Origin of the sequence: Pseudomaricurvus albidus (assembly GCF_018863235.1) — a bacterium.
Taxonomy (GTDB): domain Bacteria; phylum Pseudomonadota; class Gammaproteobacteria; order Pseudomonadales; family Cellvibrionaceae; genus Pseudomaricurvus; species Pseudomaricurvus albidus.
In genome coordinates, this window is record NZ_JAHKRS010000005.1 from 287,849 (window position 1) to 310,454 (window position 22,606).

At 51.4% G+C, this 22,606-nt stretch carries 17 protein-coding genes; 15 read left to right on the forward strand and 2 right to left on the reverse strand.

All coding sequences use genetic code 11. From position 1 onward, the window contains the following. The first annotated feature begins 3 nt into the window (after positions 1–3). The 15 genes from leuD (at position 4) to KOI40_RS10900 (ending at position 18,185) form a co-directional block, all read left to right on the forward strand. On the forward strand, positions 4–657 hold the full coding sequence (leuD, locus tag KOI40_RS10830; RefSeq protein WP_216097524.1) for a 3-isopropylmalate dehydratase small subunit: 654 nt from the start codon (positions 4–6) through the stop codon (positions 655–657). A gap of 14 nt (positions 658–671) precedes the next feature. Next, positions 672–1,760: a 3-isopropylmalate dehydrogenase gene (gene leuB, locus KOI40_RS10835; RefSeq protein ID WP_216097525.1), complete on the forward strand. Its 1,089-nt coding sequence runs from the start codon at positions 672–674 to the stop codon at positions 1,758–1,760. A gap of 179 nt (positions 1,761–1,939) precedes the next feature. Continuing rightward, positions 1,940–3,049, forward strand: coding sequence for an aspartate-semialdehyde dehydrogenase (gene asd / locus KOI40_RS10840; protein WP_216097526.1), 1,110 nt, complete (start codon positions 1,940–1,942; stop codon positions 3,047–3,049). Positions 3,050–3,571: 522 nt separating this feature from the next. After that, a complete protein-coding gene (locus KOI40_RS10845) occupies positions 3,572–6,715 on the forward strand; it encodes a FimV/HubP family polar landmark protein (protein ID WP_216097527.1) in 3,144 nt (1,047 codons plus the stop codon). A gap of 161 nt (positions 6,716–6,876) precedes the next feature. Beyond that, on the forward strand, positions 6,877–7,779 hold the full coding sequence (gene truA / locus KOI40_RS10850) for a tRNA pseudouridine(38-40) synthase TruA (protein ID WP_304504204.1): 903 nt from the start codon (positions 6,877–6,879) through the stop codon (positions 7,777–7,779). A gap of 134 nt (positions 7,780–7,913) precedes the next feature. Beyond that, positions 7,914–8,537, forward strand: a complete 624-nt coding sequence (locus tag KOI40_RS10855) for a phosphoribosylanthranilate isomerase (RefSeq protein WP_216097528.1) — start codon at positions 7,914–7,916, stop codon at positions 8,535–8,537. Positions 8,538–8,540: 3 nt separating this feature from the next. After that, complete coding sequence (trpB, locus tag KOI40_RS10860) at positions 8,541–9,767, forward strand: tryptophan synthase subunit beta (RefSeq protein ID WP_216097529.1); 1,227 nt, start codon at positions 8,541–8,543, stop codon at positions 9,765–9,767. A 6-nt stretch (positions 9,768–9,773) separates the two neighbouring features. Continuing rightward, positions 9,774–10,586 (forward strand): tryptophan synthase subunit alpha, encoded by an 813-nt coding sequence (gene trpA / locus KOI40_RS10865; RefSeq protein WP_216097530.1) that lies wholly within the window; start codon positions 9,774–9,776, stop codon positions 10,584–10,586. A gap of 87 nt (positions 10,587–10,673) precedes the next feature. Continuing rightward, entirely contained in the window at positions 10,674–11,537 is an 864-nt protein-coding gene (gene accD / locus KOI40_RS10870; protein WP_216097531.1) for an acetyl-CoA carboxylase, carboxyltransferase subunit beta, read from the forward strand. A 159-nt stretch (positions 11,538–11,696) separates the two neighbouring features. Next, the gene (gene folC, locus KOI40_RS10875) at positions 11,697–12,968 is read left to right on the forward strand and encodes a bifunctional tetrahydrofolate synthase/dihydrofolate synthase (RefSeq protein ID WP_216097532.1); all 1,272 of its coding nucleotides are present in this window, start codon (positions 11,697–11,699) and stop codon (positions 12,966–12,968) included. A gap of 103 nt (positions 12,969–13,071) precedes the next feature. After that, a complete protein-coding gene (locus tag KOI40_RS10880) occupies positions 13,072–13,683 on the forward strand; it encodes an SPOR domain-containing protein (protein ID WP_216097533.1) in 612 nt (203 codons plus the stop codon). 93 nt (positions 13,684–13,776) lie between these two features. Further along, entirely contained in the window at positions 13,777–14,277 is a 501-nt protein-coding gene (locus tag KOI40_RS10885; protein WP_216097534.1) for a CvpA family protein, read from the forward strand. A 36-nt stretch (positions 14,278–14,313) separates the two neighbouring features. Further along, the gene (purF, locus tag KOI40_RS10890; RefSeq protein ID WP_216097535.1) at positions 14,314–15,846 is read left to right on the forward strand and encodes an amidophosphoribosyltransferase; all 1,533 of its coding nucleotides are present in this window, start codon (positions 14,314–14,316) and stop codon (positions 15,844–15,846) included. Positions 15,847–16,008: 162 nt separating this feature from the next. Continuing rightward, on the forward strand, positions 16,009–17,202 hold the full coding sequence (locus KOI40_RS10895; protein WP_216097536.1) for an O-succinylhomoserine sulfhydrylase: 1,194 nt from the start codon (positions 16,009–16,011) through the stop codon (positions 17,200–17,202). Positions 17,203–17,264: 62 nt separating this feature from the next. After that, complete coding sequence (locus tag KOI40_RS10900; RefSeq protein ID WP_216097537.1) at positions 17,265–18,185, forward strand: AAA family ATPase; 921 nt, start codon at positions 17,265–17,267, stop codon at positions 18,183–18,185. A 52-nt stretch (positions 18,186–18,237) separates the two neighbouring features. Here KOI40_RS10900 and KOI40_RS10905 read toward each other — a convergent pair whose 3' ends face one another. Together KOI40_RS10905 and tssH are read right to left on the reverse strand one after the other, a co-directional pair. Next, a complete protein-coding gene (locus KOI40_RS10905) occupies positions 18,238–19,749 on the reverse strand; it encodes a type VI secretion system contractile sheath domain-containing protein (protein WP_216097538.1) in 1,512 nt (503 codons plus the stop codon). 82 nt (positions 19,750–19,831) lie between these two features. Continuing rightward, a complete protein-coding gene (gene tssH / locus KOI40_RS10910) occupies positions 19,832–22,555 on the reverse strand; it encodes a type VI secretion system ATPase TssH (RefSeq protein WP_216097539.1) in 2,724 nt (907 codons plus the stop codon). Positions 22,556–22,606 lie beyond the last annotated feature (51 nt).

Sequence of the window (22,606 nt, forward strand, 5' to 3'; positions counted from 1 at the left end):
CTGATGAAAAGCTTTACTCAGGTTACTGGCATTGCCGCTCCTATGGATCGCGCCAATGTTGATACGGACATGATCATTCCGAAAAACTTTTTGAAATCCATCAAGCGCACCGGTTTCGGCAAGAATCTGTTTGACGAACTGCGCTATCTGGATGAAGGTTTGCCGGATCAGGACTGTACTGGGCGTCCGTTAAATGAAGAGTTTCCGCTGAACTTTCCTCGCTATCAGGGCGCAAAAGTCCTGTTGGCTCGTGAAAACTTTGGTTGTGGTTCAAGTCGCGAACACGCCCCGTGGGCGTTGGATGATTACGGTTTCCGCGCGATTATCGCACCGAGCTTTGCGGATATTTTCTTTAACAACTCGTTCAAAAACGGATTGCTGCCGATTATTTTGCCAGCAGAAGTGGTTGAGCAGTTGTTTCAGGAAATGTACGCCACAGAAGGTTATGAATTGTCCATCGACCTTGCCGAGCAAGTAGTGAAGACGCCATCAGGCGAATCGTTCAGTTTTGAAATCGATGAGTTCCGTAAGCATTGCCTGTTGAATGGTCTGGATGACATCGGTTTGACCTTGCAGGATGCGGATGCAATCCGTGCTTACGAAGAGAAACGCAAGCAGCAAACACCCTGGCTGTTTGGGGCCATCAAGCCCGCATAAGAGGAGTTAATAACATGAGCAAGAATGTACTGATCATGGAAGGGGACGGTATTGGTCCCGAGATCATCGCCGAAGCACGTAAAGTGCTCGAAGCGGTGAATGAAAAAGACGGCCTGGGCCTGAACTTTGTAGAGGGTATGCTGGGTGGTCGTGCTTACGACAAATATGGCCACCCTTATCCTGAAGAGACCCGTGAAAAGGCGCGTGCAGCAGACGCTATTTTGTTTGGCGCCGTAGGTGGTCCGCAGTGGGATGGAAAGACTGAGCGTCACCTGCGTCCCGAGGCGGGGCTGCTGGACATTCGTTCTGATCTGGATTTATTTGCCAACCTGCGCCCTGCGATTACCTTCAAGCAATTGGCGGATGCTTCGCCACTCAAGCCCGAGCTGGTAGCCGGTTTGGATATTCTGATAGTGCGTGAGCTGACCGGCGGTATCTATTTTGGTGGTCCGCGGGGTATTCGCACCCTTGAAAATGGCGAGCGTCAGGGATTCAATACCGATGTTTACAGTGAGTCTGAAATTCGTCGGATTGGTAAGGTCGCTTTCGACGCGGCTCAAAAGCGTGGCAAGAAGGTCTGCTCTGTCGACAAGGCCAATGTGATGGAAGTGTCGGTGTTGTGGCGTGAAATCATGGAAGAAGTTGCCAAAGATTATCCGGATGTCGAGTTGAGCCACATGTATGTGGACAACGCGGCTATGCAGCTGGTTGTGAATCCAAAGCAATTTGATGTCATTGTAACTGGCAACTTGTTTGGCGACATCCTGTCGGATGAAGCTTCCATGCTCACAGGCTCAATAGGCATGCTGCCTTCGGCGTCACTGAATGAGGGCAGTCAGGGGTTTTACGAACCCTCCCACGGTTCCGCCCCGGATATTGCCGGGCAGGGTGTTGCCAACCCGTTGGCGACTATTATGTCTGCAGCCATGCTGTTGCGTTATTCGTTGGGCGCCGGTGAATCTGCAGACCGTGTTGAAGCAGCGGTATCCAGTGTTTTGGATCAGGGGTTGCGAACCGGAGATATCATGTCTGAGGGTATGACCCGCGTATCAACCACCGAAATGGGTGACGCTGTGGTAGAAGCTTTGCTGGCAGCTGGTTGATCTTTGGGGGGCGACTTGCTGTCGTCAGCCCCATAGAAAGCACTCTCCATGCCGGAGTGTCGGGAATTTTGACCACTTTGCCGTGGTAGACTTCCTGGCTACTCCGGCATTCTTTTGTTAGATGTGTTATTATCCCACTTCTTAATTTTTCCACTTTCAAACGTAATTGAGAGGGTACGATGCGTGTAGGTTTTGTAGGTTGGCGTGGCATGGTTGGTTCCGTGTTGATGGAACGAATGTTGGCAGAGAATGATTTTGCCGATATTGAGCCAATATTTTTTACGACTTCCAATGTGGGTGGGCAAGGCCCAGCGATTGGCAAGGATATTCCTGCCCTGAAAGACGCGCGTGATATTAAAGAATTGGCAGCTATGGACGCGATTGTGTCCTGTCAGGGTGGCGATTACACCAAGTCTGTTTTTGCTGATCTGCGTGCCAGTGGCTGGAAAGGTTACTGGATCGATGCAGCCTCGAGTCTGCGGATGGCGAACGACGCCATTATTGTTCTGGATCCTGTAAACCAGAATGTAATTAAAGACGGTTTGACCAATGGGGTTAAGAATTTCATTGGTGGTAACTGTACTGTCAGTCTGATGCTGATGGGGCTGGGTGGATTGTTCAAGGCTGATTTGATCGAGTGGGTTTCCGCGATGACTTATCAGGCTGCCAGTGGTGCCGGTGCTCAGAATATGCGTGAGCTGATTTCGCAAATGGGATCATTGCGTGATGCGGTGGCCCCTGAGCTGGCTGATCCAGCCAGCGCAATTCTGGATATCGACCGAAAAATTGCAGATACCATGCGCAGTGAAAGTTTCCCAACGGATCAATTTGGGCATCCTCTGGCCGGCAGTCTGCTGCCTTTCATCGACACACAGCTGGATAATGGCCAAAGTCGCGAAGAATGGAAAGGGCAGGCAGAAACTAACAAGATTCTTGGCCGCAGTGATTCGCCGATTGCTATCGATGGTACCTGTGTGCGCATCGGCGCCATGCGCTGTCACAGTCAGGCACTGACCATCAAGTTGAAGCAGGATGTGCCTCTGATCGAGGTAGAGTCAATTCTGTCTGAAGCCAATGAGTGGGCCAAATTTGTACCGAATGACCGCGATGCAACTCTGCGAGAGCTGACGCCTACCAAAGTAACCGGAACTTTGTCCGTTCCCGTAGGGCGTCTGCGTAAGATGAATATGGGGCCTGAGTATCTGAATGCCTTTACCGTAGGTGATCAGTTGCTTTGGGGGGCTGCGGAGCCTCTGCGCCGTATGTTGCGCATCCTGATTGAAGCTTAATTGTTTCTGAATACTCTGTTCGGGGCTCGGCCCCGGCAGGGTGTTTCATCGATACTGCTCATTTGTCCTCTCTGATTCGTCTTTAATCCTGCTTTTCGCTCTGTTTTTCTCTATTTTGAATTTCTGATCCGGATTCTGGTCCGGACGTCTCTGATGTGGCAGTAAAACCCCTTTGCCCGACTGCTCTTTTGTTTTATCCTGACGCTCAAAGTGCTTTCTGTGATCAATATACCCTGTTGCCTGTCAAGAGTCTCACTTGGAAAAATGAGGCGCACGTCAAGTTATGAGTGCAAAGCGCTCGCCATCAATGGCGGTGGGCCAGCCGTGTTGTTGATAAAAAGCTATTTATAATGAATACTTACGGCCATTAGTGAAGATCTGTTCGAGGTTTGGGCAACGCCTGAACCTTAATTGTCATCAACAGAGTCGTAGTCGGGTTCACCTGAGCCATGCCGATATGGATATCGGAACAAATTATGGGGTGGCACTTGGGGGCCAGGGAGATAATAAAAGGAACGTTCTATGCGTCTACGTAAGCTGGCGTTAGCAGTAGGTCTAGCAGGTACTCTAGGTGCCCAGTTGGCCAGCGCACTTGGTTTGGGTGAGATTAAGTTAGAGTCAAGACTGAATGAGCCCCTGGAAGCGGAGATCAAGCTTCTTCAGGTCCGGGATCTGACCAAGAGCGAGATCCTGGTGGATCTGGCGTCTAATGATGATTTCCAGCGTGCTGGCATTGATCGGGTCTTTTTCCTCACCGATTTGCGTTTTGAAGTGGATATGGACGCTCCTTCTGGTCCCGTGATTCGGGTCACCAGTAAAAAGCCTGTGAGGGAGCCATACCTTAACTTCCTGCTGGAAAGCCAGTGGCCCAATGGGCGGATTCTTCGCGAATACACTCTGCTAATGGATTTGCCCACCTTCTCTGACCAGAAGGCGGCACCCGTCCAGAGCGCCAGCACGTCGACTCCTCGTACAACAACTCGCAGCTCTGCTCAAAACTCCAGCTCTACGACTTCCCAGTCGGGTGCGACCAGTGACTCCTCTCAATCGTCTGCTTCCCGGACCAGTCAGTCTCGTAGCACGCCTGCCTATCAGGGGGATGTCTATGGGCCTGTTGGTTCAAACGATACTCTGTGGGAGATTGCCTTAAAGATTCGTCCAAGTCGTCAATATTCAGTTCAGCAGACGATGTTGGCGGTCCAGCGTTTAAATCCTGAGGCCTTTATTAATGGCAACATCAACCTGTTGCGTAAAGGGCAGGTGTTGCGAGTGCCAACGGGCTCGGATATCGAGAATGTCGGTGCACAGCAAGCAGTCAGTGAAGTCGCTCAGCAAAACTCTGAGTGGTCCGATTATACCGGCGCTCCCCAATTGGAAGGCAGTAAGCGTCAGCGAGCATCTGCTGGTAGTTCCAGTGATGGGGTGTCTGGTCGCTTAACCGTTGCTGGTGCAGATACCTCTGATTCCGTGCAATCCGGGCGTGCCGCTGGTGAAGTGGGTGGCGATACAGCTGCGCTGCAAAATGAATTGGCCATTTCCTTGGAAGAGCTGGACAGCTCTCGTCGCGAAAACGCGGAATTGAAAGACCGCGTTGCAGAAATGGAAGAGCAAATTGAAACCATGGAGCGTCTGTTGGAGGTGTCCAACAAAGAGCTTCAGGCCTTACAGCAAGCAGCAGCCAGTAATTCTTCTGAATCACAGGAGGTTGCTCAGTCGTCCGCAGATCCGCAATTTGCAGAACAGGGTGAAGCTCCTGTAGCTGCCCAACCTGATGCGGCTAAGCCTGCTGAACAGCCAAAGGCTAAAGATGCGACTAAAGCCGATTCATCTAAAGTCGTTCGTTCTGCCAAGTCGAAAGAGCCGTCGTTCATGGATATGATCATGGACAATATTCTCTATATCGGCGCAGGTGCAGCGGCCATCCTGGCGGGCGTATTTCTGCTGTTGCGTCGCCGTAAAGATGAGGAAGAGGATCTGGACGAGGGTTATGCCCCGGCAGCCTCAGCGGTTGAGCCAGAAGAACCCGAAGCGGATATTGATGCTGCGATCGAATCTGGCGTTGCTGACGACTTTGATATGGCTGACGACGATTTTGATCTGTCAGACGAAGATGAGCTGGTTTCCGAGGCGCCGACCGAATCCCAAACCGGTGATGCGGTTGGTGAAGCCGATATTTACATTGCCTATGGCAAGTTCGATCAAGCCGAAGAAATGCTTCAGGGCGCTTTGGAGCTGGACTCCACTAACACTGCTGCTCGTTTGAAGTTGATGGAGGTTTACCTCGAAACTCAAGATCTGGATAAGTTCGATCAGCAATATGGTGAGGTTGCTACGCAGGGCGATGCGGCGGCGGTTGCCCGTGCTGATGACCTGAGACAACAATTTGCCGATGCTCCAGCATACACTGAAGCAGAGGATGAGAATGAGTTCTCTCTGGCTGATGAAGAGCTCGAGTTTGATTTGGGGGATTCAGATCAGAATGACTCCGAAGTCGATTCGGATGAGTATCTCAGCCTGGATGACGGAGCTGAAGCTGGCAGTGATTCAGATTTTGCGATCGGTGAGGATTTCAGTCTGAGCTTTGAGTCCGAGCTGACTTCCGGAGAGCAAACAGCTAAAGCAGAAGAGCCCGAGGAAGAGTTGTCGTTTGAGCTGGGAGACGCTGACGATCTGGACGCCGATTCCTTTGAGTTGGAGTTGGACGATGCGGCAACGGATGACTCTTTGGAGTTGGACTTGTCTGACGTATTGGCTGATGAGCCAGCAGATGAGAAGCCTGCCGGTGAGGCTGAAGATCTGACTTTCGATCTCAGTGACTCTGAGGATTCTTTGGGTCTGGATCTGTCCGATAGTGACCTGGACGAAGAGCCGCTGGACCTGGAGCTGGATTCCTCAGACAAGGAGGACGATACATTCGATCTGGAAATGGAAGACATGGATCTTGCTGCTCTGGACGAAGAAGTGGATGCACTGTCGGAGAATATGGATTTCGCCGGTGAAGAATTTGCATCTGATGACTCGCTCGAGCTGACCTCTGAGTTGGAGTTGGACGATGTTGAGAGTAATGAGTTTGATGCTGGCAGTCTGGAGTTTGATAGCTCTGACAGCGAAGAGCTTTCCCTGGATCTTGATGATGTGGCTCTGGATTCGCTGAATGAACAAGCGGATAAAGAAACCACGTCAGAGTCTGATTTGGATTCTGAGCTGGAATTTGAGTCGGATGTCGATTTTGATCTGGACCTGGCTGATTTTGAATCTGATGCTTCAGAGGATAATCTCGATTTGTCGATGGATGATGTTCCAACTCTGGAGGAAACCACAGAGGCTGAAGCTCCTGTTGAGGAGTTTGATCTGGCAGCAGACCTGGGACTTGATTCAGAAGAGTTCAATTCAGAAGCCAGTGAGGATGATATGTTTTCCGAGGCAGTTTCTGAACTGCCTACTCCGGAAGATGTAATGGATGGCGACATGAGTGATGAGGATTTCGACGCAGAGCTCGATTTCCTGGCGGATACCGATGAAGCTGCCACCAAGTTGGATTTGGCTCGTGCCTATATTGATATGGGTGATCAGGATGGTGCCAAAGATATTTTGGGTGAGGTGGTTGTCGAGGGTAATGATACGCAGAAAAAAGAAGCTGAAGAGCTCCTGACTCGCATCGGCTAACTGCATCTGTAATCCTCATGGGTGACGACAGGCCTTGTGTACATTGTACACAAGGCCTTTTTCATTAATTTCTTCAAATAAAAAGGGCCCTGACCGACTCTTCTCCGGACGGGCTTTCTGACTGTTATTGTTTTCGATTAACTGAGTATTTGATTCCGATCATGTCTGAACTATATCCGCCTCGGCAAAAGCCTTACTCCCGTAATGTGGAAATTCTGGAGGAGGGCGTTTTTCCCGAGGGAATGCAACGGGTGGCTCTGTGTATTGAATACAATGGGGCCCAGTTTCATGGTTTTCAAAAGCAGCCTTCCGGAGTCGATACGGTCCAGGCCAGGCTTGAGTCTGCCTTATCCCGGGTTGCTGACGAATCAATAACGTTGGTGTGCGCAGGCAGAACCGACACGGGTGTGCACGGCACAAATCAAGTGGTCCATTTTGATACGCTCTCCGTAAGACCTTTAAAGGCCTGGATCCGAGGTGTGAATGCGCTTCTGCCAAACAGTGTCAGTATCAAGTGGGCTAAACAGGTGACGCCTTATTTTCACGCCCGCTTTAGTGCCAGGTTTCGTACTTATCGATATGTTATTGCCAATACCTCGTCCCGCCCGGCATTGGGGTTTGAACAAATGACATGGGTGCGGGAATCAGTTGATGAGGCTGCCATGTGGCGCGCGGCGCAAGCGCTGGTAGGTGAGCATGATTTTACCTCTTACCGGGCGTCTCAGTGTCAGGCGCACAGCCCGGTGCGATGTATTCATTATCTGGATATTGCCCGCCGAGGTGACCTGATTGTGGTGGAGATCCAGGCTAATGCCTTTCTGCATCATATGGTGCGTAACATCATGGGAGTGCTATTGGCGATTGGGGTTGGAGAGCAGCCTGAGGAGTGGGCGGCAGATGTGTTAAAGGCGCGGGACCGTCGCAAGGCCGGCGTGACAGCGAAGCCTAATGGTTTGCATCTGGTGGCGATTGATTACCCGGAACACTTCAAGTTACCGGTAACTTTGCCGGGGCCTGCTTTCTTTGCGGAAAAACTCGGTGAATTTCGTGCTGGCGAGGGTTGAATACAGTATTTTCAGGCCTAATCTGGTAATATCCACCTCTTTATTTAGGAATTGTCGCGAGCGAAAACCGTCGCAGGCAAGCTTGTTTATCCGGTGTTCAATAATATTGGTGATCATCGAAAGTAAGGCTCCATATGCTCTCTCAGGTTCGCGTAAAGATTTGTGGTATTACCTCGACAGCTGATGCTGAGGCAGCTGTCGCGGCAGGTGCAGATGCTATTGGTCTGGTCTTCTTTGCCAAAAGTCCGCGAGCCGTAACGGTAGAGCAGGCCGCTGCAATTGCCCGCAAGGTAGGGCCCTTTGTTACGGTTGTGGGGCTGTTTGTGGATGCTGATTCCGAGTTTGTCACCAATGTGCTTAATCACGTGCCACTTCACGTGTTGCAATTCCACGGTGATGAAAGCGAAAGTTACTGCCAGCAGTTTCAGCGACCGTATTTAAAAGCGTTACGAATGAAGGATGATCTTGATGTATCAACAGCGATGGCGAAGTTCTCTTCTGCGGTAGGTATTTTACTGGATGCTTACCGACCCGGTGTTCCCGGTGGAACCGGTGAAACCTTTGATTGGCAGCGAGTTCCTGCTCAAAGTTCTGTACCGGTAGTGCTCGCAGGAGGGCTCAACCCCGAAAATGTTGCAACAGCTGTTGAGTCCACACAGGTCTATGGTGTTGATGTCAGTGGTGGCGTAGAAGCGTCTCCCGGCAAAAAAGACACCGAAAAAATGATGGCGTTTGTACGCCATGCAAAGCGGAGATAAGCAGTGAGTGATGTAGAGAAAAAATCGGCTGTAGACTATTCCCAGTTTCCAGATTCCAAAGGGCACTTTGGTCCCTATGGTGGACGCTTTGTGTCAGAAACTCTGATGCCTGCTCTGGATGAACTGGAGCAAATGTACACTCGTCTGAAAGATGATCCTGATTTTCAGGCGGAATTTGATAAAGATCTGGCTCACTACGTTGGGCGACCATCGCCTTTGTACCATGCCGAGCGCTGGAGTAACAAATTGGGTGGCGCTCAGATTTATCTGAAGCGTGAAGATCTCAATCACACCGGTGCCCACAAGGTGAACAACACCATTGGTCAGGCTTTACTGGCCAAATACAGTGGCAAAAGCCGCATCATTGCCGAAACCGGAGCGGGGCAACACGGTGTTGCTTCTGCGACTGTTGCCGCTCGACTGGGGTTGAAGTGTGAAGTGTATATGGGGGCGGAAGACGTTCAGCGTCAATCCCTGAATGTTTATCGCATGAAACTGCTTGGCGCCACTGTTCACCCGGTTGAGTCAGGTTCTCGCACCCTCAAAGATGCCATGAATGAGGCTATGCGTGACTGGGTGACCAATGTCGATGATACTTTTTACATTATTGGCACCGTTGCTGGCCCGCACCCATATCCGCAATTGGTGCGCGATTTTCAGTGCGTAATTGGACGTGAGGCTCGCGAGCAGTGTTTGACTCAGGCTGGTAAATTGCCTGATGCACTGGTGGCCTGTGTCGGTGGTGGTTCCAACGCAATTGGTTTGTTTCACCCGTTCCTGGAAGATGAGGGCGTCAAAATCTATGGCGTTGAGGCCGGAGGCCATGGTGTGGAAACGGGTCAGCATGCCGCGCCCTTGAATGATGGTATTCCGGGAGTCCTGCATGGCAACCGCACTTACCTGATGGAAGATGAGAATGGCCAGATTATTGAGACCCATTCGGTGTCTGCCGGCCTGGATTATCCGGGTGTTGGCCCTGAACATTCATGGTTGAAGGATATCGGCCGGGCAGAGTATGTGGCCATCAATGATGATGAGGCTATGGCTGCATTTCGCGAGTTAACCCGTGTGGAAGGCATTATGCCTGCGTTGGAATCCAGTCACGCACTGGCATACGCGGCGAAATTGGCCCCCACCATGGATAAAGATCAGGTGATCGTAGTGAATCTGTCAGGACGAGGCGATAAAGATATCCTGACGGTTGCCGCGATCGACGGCATTAAGGTGTAAATATTGATGAATCGTATAACGGCCCGTCTGGCAGACGCCAAACAACAAGGGCGCAAGGCGCTCGTAACTTACATTGTCAATGGTGATCCGTTTCCGGATGCTACACTGACGACTATGCACGCAATGGTTGATGCAGGTGTTGATATTATTGAGTTGGGCGTCCCTTTTTCGGATCCCATGGCTGAAGGACCGGTCATTGCACTGGGACATGAGCGTGCACTGGCCAATAAGACCTCATTGAAGTCTACAATGGCCGTGGTCAAGGCGTTTCGTGAAACGAATAATGAGACGCCAGTAGTACTCATGGGTTACGCGAACCCTGTAGAACGTATGGGATATGAATCCTTTGCAGTGCAGGCCAGCGAAGCCGGTGTCGATGGTTTGCTGACGGTGGATTTGCCGCCGGAAGAGGCTGCGGATCTCAATACTGAACTGAAAAAGGTCAATATTGAAAATATCTTTTTGCTGGCACCGACGACCAACCGTGAGAGAGCCCAGAGCATTGTGGATTTGGCCAGCGGCTTTTTGTACTACGTGTCATTGAAAGGGGTGACGGGTGCCGGACACCTGGATCTCGCTTCAGTCGAAGAAAAACTGACCGAGCTGCGACAATTAACCGAACTGCCTATTTGTGTAGGGTTTGGGATTAAAGATGCAGCCACGGCGAAAGCTATTGGTCAGTACGCAGATGGCGTCGTGGTGGGCAGTCTGCTGGTAGAGCGCATGGGCTCTATGGCAGATCAGTCTCCAGAAAATATCGCTGCTGCGGTAGTTGAGTTGATTGCGCCAATTCGTGCCGGACTGGATGAGTTGGCTTAATGGTATGAGTGCCGTTTCTGGAGCGGCCTGAGTACTGAATTAAACAATTAAAATCACCCACTGAATAAGATTAAGAGACCCGACATTATGAGTTGGCTAGATAAAATTGTTCCTAATGTAGTGCGCTCATCGCGGTCACGTGGCCAAAGTAAAGTGCCAGAGGGGTTGTGGAAAAAGTGCGTTAAGTGCAGTGCAGTACTGTATCGCCCGGAACTTGAGCGCAACCTGGATGTGTGTCCGAAGTGTGATCATCACATGCGTATTGGAGCGCGCAAGCGCCTGGATATCTTCCTGGATGAAGACAATCGTGAAGAGCTGGCCACAGACGTTGAGCCTATTGATCGTCTTAAGTTCAAAGATGTCAAAAAGTATAAGGATCGTTTGACCTCTGCCCAAAAGTCCACTGGCGAAAAAGATGCTTTGGTGGCTATGCGTGGCGAGTTAAATGGTCAGCCTGTTGTGGCTGTGGCGTTTGAGTTTGCTTTCCATGGTGGCTCTATGGGCTATGCAGTGGGTGAAAAATTCACCCGTGCGGCTCAGCTGGCCTTGTCTGAAGATATTCCTCTGGTGTGTTTCTCTGCTACCGGCGGTGCCCGTATGCAGGAAGCCTTGATTTCCTTGATGCAGATGGCAAAAACCAGTGCCGTGATTGAGCGACTCAAACAACAGGGCACGCCTTATATCTCCATCATGACCGATCCGGTCTACGGTGGCGTTTCGGCCAGTTTGGCACTATTGGGTGATATCAATGCTGCAGAGCCAGGTGCGCGTGCAGGCTTTGCAGGTCCCAATATTATTGAACAGACCATTCGCCAGAAACTGCCAAAAGGCTTCCAGCGCAGTGAATTCCTGCTGGAGCACGGTGCGATTGATATGATCATCTCTCGCCACGATATGCGTGAGAAGGTTGGAGGTTTGCTGGCCAAGTTTACCGAGCGTCCGGCAGCCTGATCGCCACTCGCGACAATCCCGGATTTGTCGAGAGAAATAAAGCGAATAGTATTAATATATAGCCCCTTTTCAGGGGCTTTTTTTATTGGCCCGATTTAGTGGCAATTGACCTGGCATCCGGCTTAATTAGCCTTTGATGTACCCGATGCGGATGACTGAATGAGATATACAGAATTAAGTGACTGGCTTCGTTGGCAGGAGAGTCTGCACAGTTCCGAGATTGATATGGGGCTTGAGCGGGTTCGCGCTGTCGCTGAAAAGATGGGGCTGTTGACGCCTGAGGCCAAGGTCGTGTCTATTGCCGGCACCAATGGCAAAGGTTCCTGCGTTGCGACATTCGAGGCCCTGTGTTTGTCTCAGGGGCTGCGTGTCGGTGCTTTCACCTCCCCACATCTGTTACGGTACAACGAAAGAATCCGCATAAACAGCTTAGAGGTCGATGATCAGGAGATTTGTGAGTCCTTTGAGCGGATTGATCAGGCGAGAGGCGATATTTCACTGACTTACTTTGAGTTCGGCACCCTGGCTGCCATAGACATTTTCCAACAGCGGGGAGTGGATATTATGGTACTGGAAGTTGGTCTCGGCGGACGCCTTGACGCTGTCAATATTATGGATGCTGACGTCGCCATCGTGACCTCTATTGCTCTTGATCATCAGGACTGGCTGGGGTCCGACATCAACCTGATCGGCCATGAAAAAGCCGGCATCTACCGGCCTCACCGTTGGGCGATCTGTGCCGATGAAGCTGCACCTGCAACAGTGGCGGATTATGCCCATGATATCGGTTCATACTGGGTCTCGATGGGTATGTCACTGAATGTATCGGTGTCGGATGATGGCAAACACTGGGATTGGCAGGGCGTGACAGAAGAGGGTGATTTTATCGATTACTCGGATTTACCTGTGCCTCAGCTGCCTTTACCCAGTGTCGCGGCCGCGTTGCAGGGGTTTGTTCTGTTGGGGCACTCCCTTCCAGGGGACTTGCATGAACTGCTTAAGAATCTGCAATTATCCGGGCGTGCACAAAAGATCGTCTCGAACGGCGTCCACTATTTGCTGGATGTGGCCCATAATCCGGCAGCGGCTGAGCTGCTCGCCCGACGCCTGGCAGGGGAGGTCTGTCAGGGAGCCACCCATGTGGTGGTCGCGATGATGAAAGACAAGGACCGCGCAGGTGTGTTCTCAGCCTTGCTCGATGTCGTTGATCAGTGGCATGTGGCCGAGCTGGAAGGCAATGCGAGAGCCGCGAGCGGGGCTTTGCTGTTGGATGATTTACAGCAGCTCGGATGCAGCGCAGAATCTTACGACAGCGTCACCCAGGCGTTGAATCACTTGGCGTCTCAGGTGAGTGAGAGCGACCGGGTGGTGGTGATGGGATCGTTCTTTACGGTTGCCGAGGCGTTATCTGTCCTGGCTGTTGGCGCATAAAGTTGTATTTTCAGGTATGGTTAGCCCATCTGTGATGGATTCATATTGAATTAAGATGGTCAGAGTCATTCATGACTCAGGTTTTAAAAGGAAAGGTTGATCTGTGGAAAATGGATTAAAACAACGGTTAGTGGGTGCCTTGGTGCTTTTGGCTCTAGGGGTTCTGTTTGTGCCCATCCTGTTTGAACCGGAAGATCGCCGGACGGTCGACCGTGTAACCCAGATTCCTGCTGCGCCCGAGATTCAGCCCATGCAGGTGGATGAGCCAACCCGTAACCCTGATATAGAACCGATTAAACCTGCGGATCAGCAGTATCATTTGCTGCCGGAGCAGGAGCCAGCAGAACAAGCTCCCCCTGAAGTCGCCGCTGAGGTAGAAACCGCTGAGGCACCTAAGCCTGAGCCAGCTCCTACAAAAGCTTTGGTTTCCAGACCTGCAGAGCCTGAACGTCAGATTTTGGATAAAAACGGCGTACCAAAGGCCTGGCTGGTGCAAGTGGCCAGTTTCAGCAGCGATGCCAGGGCAGAGGCTTTGCGGGACAAACTGCTTAAAGACGACTTCCCGGCCTTCACTCGCAGCTTTGAAACCAGCAAGGGCAAGGTGACGCGAGTTTACGTAGGCCCCAAAATCAGCCGGGATAAAGCCTCCGTTTTGAAGCAAACACTGGATAAATCTCTTAAAATCAACTCCCTGATAGTGAGTTTTTCCCCCTGACGGCGCTAAAATTAATCCGTAATAGGTCTAGGTGATAAGCCCCTGCCTTTGTTAGAATGCCGTCCATCAAATGCACAACCCCGGCAGTTACCTATGAATTGGGCCGATTGGACAATCATTGCGATACTCGTTATTTCCAGCCTGATTGGTCTGAAACGGGGATTGGTAAAAGAAGCCCTGTCGCTGGTTTGCTGGGCTGCGGCCTTTATTGTAGCCATGACCTTTCATAAGTCCCTCGCGACATTGCTGGTGGATTCCGTCTCTACGCCGTCTCTCCGTCAAATCATTGCCTTTGCCGCTCTGTTTGTGGTGACACTGATTGTTGGTGCTATGGTCAATTATCTGATCGGTGAACTGGTCAGAATGACCGGGTTGTCAGGCACAGATCGGCTGTTGGGTATGGTTTTTGGCCTAGCTCGAGGTGCGGTGGTTATTATGGTCGTGTTGATATTTTTGCCGTCTATTATTCCTGTAAAACAGGATATCTGGTGGCAACAATCGGTGGTTATCCCACATTTTATGACGATGGAAGATTGGGCCCGGCAGGCAGGAAGCTTGATTTCGACCAAATTACTCTCTCTATTTCAATCTTAATCGGTAAACCTGTTGGTAAGGTGAGGAAACTCAAGTATGTGCGGCATTGTCGGTGTTGTTGGTAAAAGTGATGTCAATGTTCAGTTGTACGATGCTCTGACGATGCTTCAGCATCGCGGGCAGGATGCAGCTGGGATCCTGACATGCCATCAAGGCAGATTTACCCAGCAGAAAGCCAATGGACTGGTACGGGATGTTTTCCGAACGCGTCATATGCAACGACTGGTCGGTAACTCAGGTATTGGTCATGTGCGTTATCCAACCGCTGGCAGCTCCGGCCCCGCGCTGGCTCAGCCATTCTATGTGAACTCTCCTTACGGTATTGCCCTGGCCCACAATGGCAACCTCACCAACGCCGCTGAAGTGAGTGATGACCTCTACCGTACCGACCTGCGCCATGTAAATACCGATTCTGACTCTGAAGTTCTTCTGAATGTGTTTGCCCAGGAGCTGCTGAAGCGCAATAAGCTACAGCCGGTCGCAGAGGATATCTTTGCTGCCATTGAAGGTATGCAGAAGCGCATCCGCGGTGGGTACGCCTGTGTTGCTCTGATCGCCAACTACGGTCTGGTCGCTTTCCGCGATCCACACGGTATTCGTCCTCTGGTATTTGGTAAGCGTGAAACCAAACATGGTACCGAGTACATGGTGGCTTCTGAGAGTGTGGCACTGGACGTGCTGGGTTACACGCTGATTCGCGATGTTGCGCCTGGTGAAGCGGTATTTATTACCGGCGAAGGTGAAGTTCATACCAAACAGTGCAGCGACGAGGTCTCTCTGGCCCCCTGTATCTTTGAACACGTTTACTTTGCCCGTCCGGATTCCATTATGGACGGTGTTTCGGTTTATAAATCCCGTCTGCGTCAGGGTGAGCGACTGGCCGAGAAAATCCTCAAAGAGCGTCCGGATCACGATATTGATGTGGTTATTCCAATTCCTGACAGCAGCCGTGTGGCAGGGCAGGCATTGGCTCATGTGCTGGGTGTTAAATTCCGCGAGGGTCTGGTTAAAAACCGCTACATTGGCCGTACCTTTATTATGCCGGGCCAAAAAGAGCGTCGTAAGTCAGTACGTCAAAAGCTCAATCCGATCCGTTTGGAATTTGAAGGCAAAAACGTCATGCTGGTAGACGACTCCATTGTGCGGGGCACCACTTGTCAGCAGATTATTCAGATGGCTCGTGAAGCCGGTGCCGCCAAGGTGTACTTTGCCTCTGCCGCACCTGCAGTGAAATACCCGAATGTCTATGGTATTGACATGCCCAGCGCGAAAGAACTGATCGCCCATGGCCGGACTGACGAAGAAGTTTGTCAGGAAATTGGAGCTGACTGGTTGATTTATCAAAATCTGGATGATTTGATTGCAGCTTCCCAAGAGGGTAATGAAAACATCAGTGAATTTGATTGCTCCGTATTTACGGGTAAATACGTCACTGGTGACGTGGATCAGGACTATCTTGATCGTTTGGACGCCGCGCGCAATGACAAGTCAAAGTCAAAAAGCAATAAGGGCTCCAGTGAAGAAAATGGTGTTATAGGTATACACAACGATGAAGCCGAGGCCAGTTAGTGGTCTGTCGTGTGTGTTGAAGATTTATGATTGCGGCAGCCTATGGGCTGCCGTTTTTGTTTGCTGCATGCGATGAAGTTTGATGACGACATACTATACAGTCTGATGATGACCGATTGGCATTGACAGCTCAGACGATTGAGTAAAAAAGAGAGTTTGGTAATGACAGATTTTGATGACCCTTATCTCGATGCAGGTATAGATACGCTGGCGGTACGCTATGGCCAAACCCGCACGCCCGAAGGCGAGCACAGCGAACCTATCTTTACGACATCCAGTTATGTGTTTGATTCTGCAGCCGCAGCGGCTGCGCGTTTCAGTGGTGAAGACCCCGGAAATGTCTACTCTCGCTATACCAACCCGACCGTGCGTATGTTTCAGGACCGGATTGCTGCACTGGAAGGCGGGGAGGCCGCGGTGGCTACAGCTTCGGGCATGGCTGCGATTCTCAGCACATGCATGTCGCTGTTAAAAGCCGGTGATCATGTGGTTTGCTCGCGCAGTGTGTTTGGCACCACTACGGCCATGTTCAATCGTTACTTCAAAAAGTTCGGTGTGGACGTAACCTTTGTTACTGCAACCGATTTGGCTGAGTGGGAAGCATCGATTACCAACAAAACCCGTTTGTTGTTCCTCGAAACTCCATCCAACCCTCTTTGTGATGTGGTGGATATCAAGGCCCTGTCCGCAATCGCCAGACGTCATGACAGCCTGTTGGTCGTGGACAACTGTTTCTGTACCCCGGCGTTGCAAAAGCCTCTCGAGCTGGGTGCGGACATCGTCGTGCACTCGGCGACCAAGTATTTGGACGGTCAGGGACGCTGTGTCGGTGGTGTTGTTGTTGGGCCTAAAGAATACATGGATGAACTGGTCGTTTTCTTGCGTACTTGTGGTCCGAGCATGAGCCCGTTTAATGCGTGGGTTTTTCTCAAGGGGCTCGAAACCCTTCGCCTGCGTATGGATGCCCATTCCGCTAACGCTCTTGAACTGGCCGAGTGGCTGGATGCACAGCCACAAATTGAGCAGGTCTATTATGCGGGGTTGAAAGATCATCCAGGGCACGAGTTGGCAGCACAACAGCAACGAGGTTTCGGCGGAGTACTGTCCTTTAAGGTGAAAGGCGATAAAGCCGCTGCCTGGCGTTTTATCGACGCGACCAGGATTATGTCGGTTACGGCAAATCTGGGCGATGCCAAAACAACCATCGTACACCCGGATACAACGACCCATGGGCGTTTGTCGGACGAAGAAAAAGCGCAGGCAGGTATCACCCAGAATCTGATACGAGTGTCTGTAGGTCTGGAAGATGTCAAAGATCTGAAAGCTGATTTGCAGCGGGGCATTAATGCTTTGTGAGTGTGTCATATTGAGCACTTGATCTGTACTCAATCACTCAGGAGATAGAGCAGTCACTATTTATGGATAAATTGATAAAAGCCCTGATCGCAGACATTGGCGAGGTTTTATTGGGGAAAGAAGAGCAGGTCAAGATGGCTTTAACCTGTCTCTTTGCCCGTGGACATCTGTTACTGGAAGACTTGCCGGGTATGGGGAAAACCACGTTAGCCCATGCTCTGGCCAATGTGCTGGGGTTGGAATACAACCGGGTTCAGTTTACCAGTGACTTGTTGCCATCGGATATTCTGGGGGTTTCTGTATTTGATCGCGGCGCCAACAGTTTTACCTTTCATCCGGGGCCGGTTTTTACACAGATTCTACTGGCCGATGAAATCAATCGTACGACCCCGAAAACCCAGAGTGCCTTACTGGAAGCCATGGCTGAGTATCAGGTGACGGTAGAAGGTGAAACCCGGGAATTGCCCGAACCTTTCTTTGTTATTGCCACTCAGAACCCTTCCAGCCAGTCAGGTACCTTTCCGTTACCTGAGTCCCAGTTGGACCGTTTTCTGATGCGTATTGAACTGGGTTATCCGAATCCGGAAGCGGAGATGGCAATTTTCAAGGGAATTGATCCTGCCAGACGTATGGCAAGTCTCAAACCTCGTCTCAGTCTGGCTCAGCTAAAAGCCATACAGGCGAAGGTCGATGACGTGCAGGCCAGTGACGCACTACTGGCTTATCTCCAGCGACTGGTAAATTTTACCCGCTCCTCGGCCGATTTTGCTTACGGACTATCAACACGTGGGGCGTTGGCGTTGCTTCGATGCGCCAAAACCTGGGCGATGATTCATGGCCGTGGGCATGTGTTACCGGAAGATATTCAACAGGTGATGCCGGCGGTCGCGGCTCATCGATTGCGAGATGCTGCGGACTATGGCGACCAAAGCGGTTATGCCCTGGTCGACAAGGTGCTCAGCAGTGTGGATGTACTGGGCTAACCTGTACTGGGCTAAGACGTGCTGGGCTAAAATGCCCGGCACGGTCTACATCTTAATTCCAGGGCGTGCTCAGGGCACCGCTAAAATGCAGTGACTTGAGCTGCGGAATGACGACTTTATCCTGTTGGTGAACCGATCTCACCGTGCACAGTCCCTGTTTACTGAATTCCTGTGCAGCGGAGTCCGTTAACAGGGTTTCGGCACACGGTTTGATATAGGTTTCACTGGCGTCACGATAATGATGCAACGCCAGATCCTCAATTTGCCTGCTTTGCAGGGGTTCTATCTCCGAGCCGCCCTGCAAATAATGCTGGCAAAGCAGCAGTGTCACCAGATAACCACTATTACCCCACAGATAGTAGCGATGGCTGTTATCGTGTCCCAATTCCTCAAAGTCAAAACAATCGGTTGTTGAAGTGTCTTTGCCGTAGGGCAGGCGCAGCATAAAGCGTGGGCTTGCAGCGATAACGTGTTGGCTGCCGGAGTAGTCGCGCACGGCTTCCCAGCCGCTGATAAAATCCTTGTCCAGGGAGTATTGCCATTCGTGCGGATCAACGGGGCCGGCCAGGCTGGGGAAGCCTGCCAGAGCACTGCTGGCGCCACAGATAAAGCAACTGCCGGTAGACTCGGCAATTGTGCCCATGTCTACGACCAGACCCAGGTCATCCTGGTTTTCGGTCAAATAAAAATCGCCCAGTACAATATTGTAGGGTGAGTCACCCTCGCTGGTTTGGGAAGACACCAAACGGTGGAATATCTGCGCCTGCTCCAGATCGTCATTGGCCTGATGGAGGTCAGCCAGCAGTTCGTCTTTGGTGATGTCAATCAGGTGGATTTCAATGCTGCTGCCAAGATCAAGGCGCTTGATCAGTGTCTGCACGCTGCGCCAGGTGGCTTCCAGTTCCTGATAAGCGCTGTGATGCATAATACTGCGCATGGTCTGGTTGGTGGCCTGAGTCACGGCATCCAGCAGGTCTGCCTGGCGCGGATCTTCTGGCTCTTGCAGGTAAGGCGCCACAATGCTGTTAATCAGACGATTCACTTCAGTGTCGGCAGAGGGCGGTTCTGAAATGTTGCTGAGGATGGATTCCAGAATGGACTCGCTGGATTGAGCTGCCACTGAAGTAGAATACTGGGTGCTGGTTGCCTGAGTTTGAGGCAGCCAACTCTGAATCTCACTGGCGGCTTGCTCAAACTGTTCGGGATCAAGCAGCTTTTTGTTGAGTTCGATAAACTCTTTGAACATCGGTACACGACTGTACAAATAGTCCGGGTGCAGGTCATCAAACTCCATAAAAGAAATAGGCTTGTCGCAAATGGGCAGCTGCAGGCGTATGTTCAAGCGGGAAAAAATCAACTCGAAATTGTCTTTGTTTACCACATAACCCGGGCGGGTGTGGATCTGGTCAGGTGAGAATTCGTTACGGCTTTTACGACCGCTAAAGTCACCCAGAATGGCAACTTTAAGACGTGTTTGAGAGTCTGTGAAGACGGGTTGCTGCGGTGTGTCGTCAGACAATGCGTGAAAAACGGTGCTGCCGGTATTAATACTGGCTCGGGACATGATTCGGCCTCAGTTTGTGTTGCCGGCACCTGCGAGGCAGGAGCCAGCTATAAGAGTGTTTGGGTGATAATGACGCCCGGTATCAGGCGTCGGCTTCTTCGGCTGTCTCTGGCTCGGCAGCTCCGGAACCGTTCACATTGTGAGTGGTGTCCAGCTGGTAAGTGAATTCACCCTCGTCATCGACACCCACATGGATGCGGGTAATCACTTCGTCATTTGCCAGTTTCTCCAGACATTCACCCGCAAGAGAAGGGAGAAGTGTGCGGTTCAAAATGGTTTCGATATTTCGGGCACCGGTATCGGATTCCTGACAGCGAGCGACAATATGAAGCAGAACATCTTCATCGTAGGAGAAATCCGCGGCGTAGTGACTGTGTACGCGATTTCCAATTTTGCTCATATTGATTGCGGCAATCTTCATCAGATCCTCGTCATCCAGCGGGTAATAGGAAATGACGTTGGTTCGACCAAGAAACGCAGGTTTAAAGTGCTGCAACAGGTAAGGACGGATATTGTCGAGCAGTACATCGGGTTCCGGTTTTTCTTCTACCTGTTCCATGATGGCTCGAATGGCCTCTTCACCGGCATTGGAGGTCATGATGATAACGGTATTTTTGAAATCGATATCGCGACCTTCGCCATCCTTGATGGTGCCCTTGTCAAACAGGTTGTAGAAAATGTCCTGAACACCCGGGTGGGCTTTCTCCATCTCATCCAGAAGAATCACTGAGTAAGGCTTGCGGCGAGCTGCCTCGGTTAGAACTCCGCCTTCACCGTAGCCCACGTAACCCGGAGGAGAGCCCAGCAGCATGGATACCTTGTGTTCTTCTTTAAATTCAGACATGTTGATGGTGGTGATGTTCTGCTCGCCACCGAACAATTGATCGGCCAGTGCCAGCGCTGTTTCGGTTTTACCAACACCACTGGTGCCGCAGAACAGGAAGACACCCACGGGTTTGCGAGGGTCGGTCAGTCCTGCGCGAGAGGTGCGAATGGCCTGGGCGACAGCTTCTAGAGCATGGGGTTGACCAATAACACGCCTGCCCAGGTTCGAGGCGATGTTTTGCACCGCAGTAATTTCATTGCTGACCATTTTGCCGACAGGGATACCCGTCCAGTTGGCGATGACTTCTGCGATGGCCTGTTCGTCGACGTAAGGTTGCATCAGCGGGTTTTCGCCCTGAATCAGGTGCAGTTTCCCGGTGAGGTCCTTGAGGGCTTGCTTCAGGGTTTCAGGATCTTCTGGTTCTGCATCAGACTCGGCAGTGTCGGCGGTCTGCATAAACTGCTGGTCAATTTTCTCCCGTATCTCACGGATCTGGCTGATGAGATCCCTCTCTTGTTGGAACTGCTCTTGCAGAACCGCAAGGGTATCCTGGGCATTGCTGAGTTCCTGCTCCAGCGCCTCAAGACGTTCCTTGTGGCCGTCAGTGGCTGCGTGTTCCCGCTGGAGAGAGCTCTTGGTGGCTTCAGCCCGCTGAATGCGACGTTGGCAGTCTTCAATGGCGCCGGGCGTGGAAGACTGGCTCAGAGACACTCTGGCACAGGCGGTATCCAGCAAGCTGACCGATTTGTCGGGCAGCTGGCGGCCAGGAATATAGCGATGTGACAGACACACAGACGCAATGATGGCTTCGTCGAGAATACGAACCTTGTGGTGTTCCTGCAGGGAAACAGAGATTCCGCGCATCATATCAATGGCTTTTTCTTCATCGGGCTCTTCAACCTTAACCACCTGGAAGCGGCGGGTAAGGGCGGGATCCCGTTCGAAATACTTTTTGTATTCGGCCCAGGTGGTGGCGGCGATGGTGCGTAACTCACCACGGGCAAGGGCGGGTTTCAACAGGTTGGCGGCATCACCTTGTCCCTCTTTACCTCCGGCACCGATCATGGTGTGTGCTTCATCAATAAACAGAATGATGGGGGTAATGGATGCGCGAACTTCTTCAATCACCGACTTGAGGCGGTTTTCGAATTCACCTTTGACGCTGGCACCAGCCTGCAACAATCCCAGATCCAGAGTGCGAACTGCAACTCCCTTTAAGGGATCCGGCACGTCGCCCTGTGCGATTCGGAGAGCAAAACCTTCAACAACAGCTGTCTTACCGACGCCAGCTTCACCGGTAAGAATGGGGTTGTTCTGACGGCGACGGGTTAGGATGTCGATACACTGACGGATTTCTTCATCACGTCCCAATACGGGATCGATTTCACCCTTCTGAGCACGATCAGTCAGGTTGATGGTGTACTTGTCCAGAGCAGGTGACTTGGAGGCTTTTACCGGTGTTGCAGAAGCTCCATCGACCGCAGCAGACTGGGCTTCTGCGCTTTCCTGTGTGCTGCCTACGATAGAGCGGGCAGTCTCACGCAATGATTCAGGGGCGATATCACCTAAAACTTTACAGGAACTCACGAGCGCATGACGTGATTGTTCATTAAGGAGCAGGGCTGCCAGAAGGTGGCCTGAAGATATAACCTGATGACCGTAATCGACCGAAGCAATCAGCCAGGCATTTTTTGCGGCATCCACAATAGTGGGTGACAGGGCAGCGGGACGGCTGCTGCCACTTTTGAATTTTGCAATCGCGTGAGCCAACTGCTTGGCCAGCTCAGCCGCGTTGACTTCGTGCTTATCCAGCAGAGTCAGGAAATCTGTGTTACCGGAATCCAGGATTTTCAATAACCAGTGTTCCAACTCAACATTGTAGTGGGTATGGGCCAGACAGATACCCGCTGCCCCTTCAAGGCTATCGCGCATCACCGGGGTCATTTTATCGACCAGTGACTTGAGGTTTACATGGATCATAGTCAGTTCCTTTGATGTCTTTGTTATTGCTTGTAGTTAAAAAGAAAGTTA

Bases quoted from the DNA above. Each gene is read 5' to 3' on its own strand.
- KOI40_RS10900 (WP_216097537.1), top strand. From the start codon at position 17,265: ATGGATAAATTGATAAAAGCCCTGATCGCAGACATTGGCGAGGTTTTA.
- KOI40_RS10845 (WP_216097527.1), top strand. From the start codon at position 3,572: ATGCGTCTACGTAAGCTGGCGTTAGCAGTAGGTCTAGCAGGTACTCTA.
- folC (WP_216097532.1), top strand. From the start codon at position 11,697: ATGAGATATACAGAATTAAGTGACTGGCTTCGTTGGCAGGAGAGTCTG.
- KOI40_RS10885 (WP_216097534.1), top strand. From the start codon at position 13,777: ATGAATTGGGCCGATTGGACAATCATTGCGATACTCGTTATTTCCAGC.
- asd (WP_216097526.1), top strand. From the start codon at position 1,940: ATGCGTGTAGGTTTTGTAGGTTGGCGTGGCATGGTTGGTTCCGTGTTG.
- KOI40_RS10905 (WP_216097538.1), bottom strand. From the start codon at position 19,749: ATGTCCCGAGCCAGTATTAATACCGGCAGCACCGTTTTTCACGCATTG.
- tssH (WP_216097539.1), bottom strand. From the start codon at position 22,555: ATGATCCATGTAAACCTCAAGTCACTGGTCGATAAAATGACCCCGGTG.
- leuD (WP_216097524.1), top strand. From the start codon at position 4: ATGAAAAGCTTTACTCAGGTTACTGGCATTGCCGCTCCTATGGATCGC.
- KOI40_RS10855 (WP_216097528.1), top strand. From the start codon at position 7,914: ATGCTCTCTCAGGTTCGCGTAAAGATTTGTGGTATTACCTCGACAGCT.
- leuB (WP_216097525.1), top strand. From the start codon at position 672: ATGAGCAAGAATGTACTGATCATGGAAGGGGACGGTATTGGTCCCGAG.
- truA (WP_304504204.1), top strand. From the start codon at position 6,877: ATGTCTGAACTATATCCGCCTCGGCAAAAGCCTTACTCCCGTAATGTG.
- KOI40_RS10895 (WP_216097536.1), top strand. From the start codon at position 16,009: ATGACAGATTTTGATGACCCTTATCTCGATGCAGGTATAGATACGCTG.
- purF (WP_216097535.1), top strand. From the start codon at position 14,314: ATGTGCGGCATTGTCGGTGTTGTTGGTAAAAGTGATGTCAATGTTCAG.
- accD (WP_216097531.1), top strand. From the start codon at position 10,674: ATGAGTTGGCTAGATAAAATTGTTCCTAATGTAGTGCGCTCATCGCGG.
- trpA (WP_216097530.1), top strand. From the start codon at position 9,774: ATGAATCGTATAACGGCCCGTCTGGCAGACGCCAAACAACAAGGGCGC.